Source organism: Streptomyces sp. NPDC020845 (genome assembly GCF_044334165.1).
GTDB lineage: Bacteria > Actinomycetota > Actinomycetes > Streptomycetales > Streptomycetaceae > Streptomyces.
The window spans coordinates 1-2,696 of record NZ_JBIRSJ010000072.1 but is presented as its reverse complement, the minus strand read 5'-3'; the positions used below and the strand labels follow the sequence as shown (position 1 = coordinate 2,696).

The 2,696-nt window shown below is 56.6% G+C and carries 1 rRNA gene; it reads right to left on the bottom strand.

The features are described from left to right. Positions 1-27: 27 nt before the first annotated feature. Positions 28-2,696 (bottom strand): 23S ribosomal RNA (locus tag ACH4U7_RS53100); the annotation flags it as partial.

Here is a 2,696-nt window from a genome sequence, read left to right as displayed (position 1 = left end):
GAACCAACACAGTGGACGCGAGCAACTGAGGACAAGCCCTCGGCCTATTAGTACCAGTCAACTCCACCGGTCACCCGGCTTCCATATCTGGCCTATCAACCCAGTCGTCTACTGGGAGCCTTACCCTCTTATAGAGGTGGGAGCCCTCATCTCGAAGCAGGCTTCCCGCTTAGATGCTTTCAGCGGTTATCCCTCCCGAACGTAGCCAACCAGCCATGCCCTTGGCAGAACAACTGGCACACCAGAGGTTCGTCCGTCCCGGTCCTCTCGTACTAGGGACAGCCCTTCTCAAGACTCCTACGCGCACAGCGGATAGGGACCGAACTGTCTCACGACGTTCTAAACCCAGCTCGCGTACCGCTTTAATGGGCGAACAGCCCAACCCTTGGGACCGACTCCAGCCCCAGGATGCGACGAGCCGACATCGAGGTGCCAAACCATCCCGTCGATATGGACTCTTGGGGAAGATCAGCCTGTTATCCCCGGGGTACCTTTTATCCGTTGAGCGACGGCGCTTCCACAAGCCACCGCCGGATCACTAGTCCCGACTTTCGTCCCTGCTCGACCCGTCGGTCTCACAGTCAAGCTCCCTTGTGCACTTACACTCAACACCTGATTGCCAACCAGGCTGAGGGAACCTTTGGGCGCCTCCGTTACCCTTTAGGAGGCAACCGCCCCAGTTAAACTACCCACCAGACACTGTCCCTGATCCGGATCACGGACCCAGGTTAGACATCCAGCACGACCAGAGTGGTATTTCAACAATGACTCCACCATGACTGGCGTCACAGCTTCACAGTCTCCCACCTATCCTACACAAGCCGAACCGAACACCAATATCAAGCTGTAGTAAAGGTCCCGGGGTCTTTCCGTCCTGCTGCGCGAAACGAGCATCTTTACTCGTAATGCAATTTCACCGGGCCTATGGTTGAGACAGTCGAGAAGTCGTTACGCCATTCGTGCAGGTCGGAACTTACCCGACAAGGAATTTCGCTACCTTAGGATGGTTATAGTTACCACCGCCGTTTACTGGCGCTTAAGTTCTCAGCTTCGCCATACCGAAATATGACTAACCGGTCCCCTTAACGTTCCAGCACCGGGCAGGCGTCAGTCCGTATACATCGCCTTACGGCTTCGCACGGACCTGTGTTTTTAGTAAACAGTCGCTTCTCGCTGGTCTCTGCGGCCACCACCAGCTCCGAGTGCAAGACTCATCACCAGCAATGGCCCCCCTTCTCCCGAAGTTACGGGGGCATTTTGCCGAGTTCCTTAACCATAGTTCACCCGAACGCCTCGGTATTCTCTACCTGACCACCTGAGTCGGTTTAGGGTACGGGCCGCCATGAAACTCGCTAGAGGCTTTTCTCGACAGCATAGGATCATCCACTTCACCACAATCGGCTCGGCATCAGGTCTCACCCACATGAGAGACGGATTTACCTACCCCTCGGGCTACACCCTTACCCCGGGACAACCACCGCCCGGGCTGGACTACCTTCCTGCGTCACCCCATCACTCACCTAATACAGGTCTGGTCCGTCGGCTCCACCACTCCCCTTCACCCGAAGGATCCAGGGCGGCTTCACGGACTTAGCATCGCCTGGTTCAGCGTTGGCGCTTCAAAGCGGGTACCGGAATATCAACCGGTTGTCCATCGACTACGCCTGTCGGCCTCGCCTTAGGTCCCGACTTACCCTGGGCAGATCAGCTTGACCCAGGAACCCTTAGTCAATCGGCGCACACGTTTCCCACGTGTGAATCGCTACTCATGCCTGCATTCTCACTCGTGAACCATCCACAACTCGCTTACACGGCTGCTTCACCCGGCACACGACGCTCCCCTACCCATCACAGCGATCGTTGGACCTATATGCTGCAATGACACGACTTCGGCGGTACGCTTGAGCCCCGCTACATTGTCGGCGCGGAATCACTTGACCAGTGAGCTATTACGCACTCTTTCAAGGATGGCTGCTTCTAAGCCAACCTCCTGGTTGTCTCTGCGACTCCACATCCTTTCCCACTTAGCGCACGCTTAGGGGCCTTAGTCGATGCTCTGGGCTGTTTCCCTCTCGACCATGGAGCTTATCCCCCACAGTCTCACTGCCGCGCTCTCACTTACCGGCATTCGGAGTTTGGCTAAGGTCAGTAACCCGGTAGGGCCCATCGCCTATCCAGTGCTCTACCTCCGGCAAGAAACACACGACGCTGCACCTAAATGCATTTCGGGGAGAACCAGCTATCACGGAGTTTGATTGGCCTTTCACCCCTAACCACAGGTCATCCCCCAGGTTTTCAACCCTGGTGGGTTCGGTCCTCCACGAAGTCTTACCTCCGCTTCAACCTGCCCATGGCTAGATCACTCCGCTTCGGGTCTTGGGCGCGCTACTCAATCGCCCTATTCGGACTCGCTTTCGCTACGGCTACCCCACACGGGTTAACCTCGCAACACACCGCAAACTCGCAGGCTCATTCTTCAAAAGGCACGCAGTCACGACCGCCAAGCAAGCTTGACGGCGACGCTCCCACGGCTTGTAGGCACACGGTTTCAGGTACTATTTCACTCCGCTCCCGCGGTACTTTTCACCATTCCCTCACGGTACTATCCGCTATCGGTCACCAGGGAATATTTAGGCTTAGCGGGTGGTCCCGCCAGATTCACACGGGATTTCTCGGGCCCCGTGCTACTTGGGAAA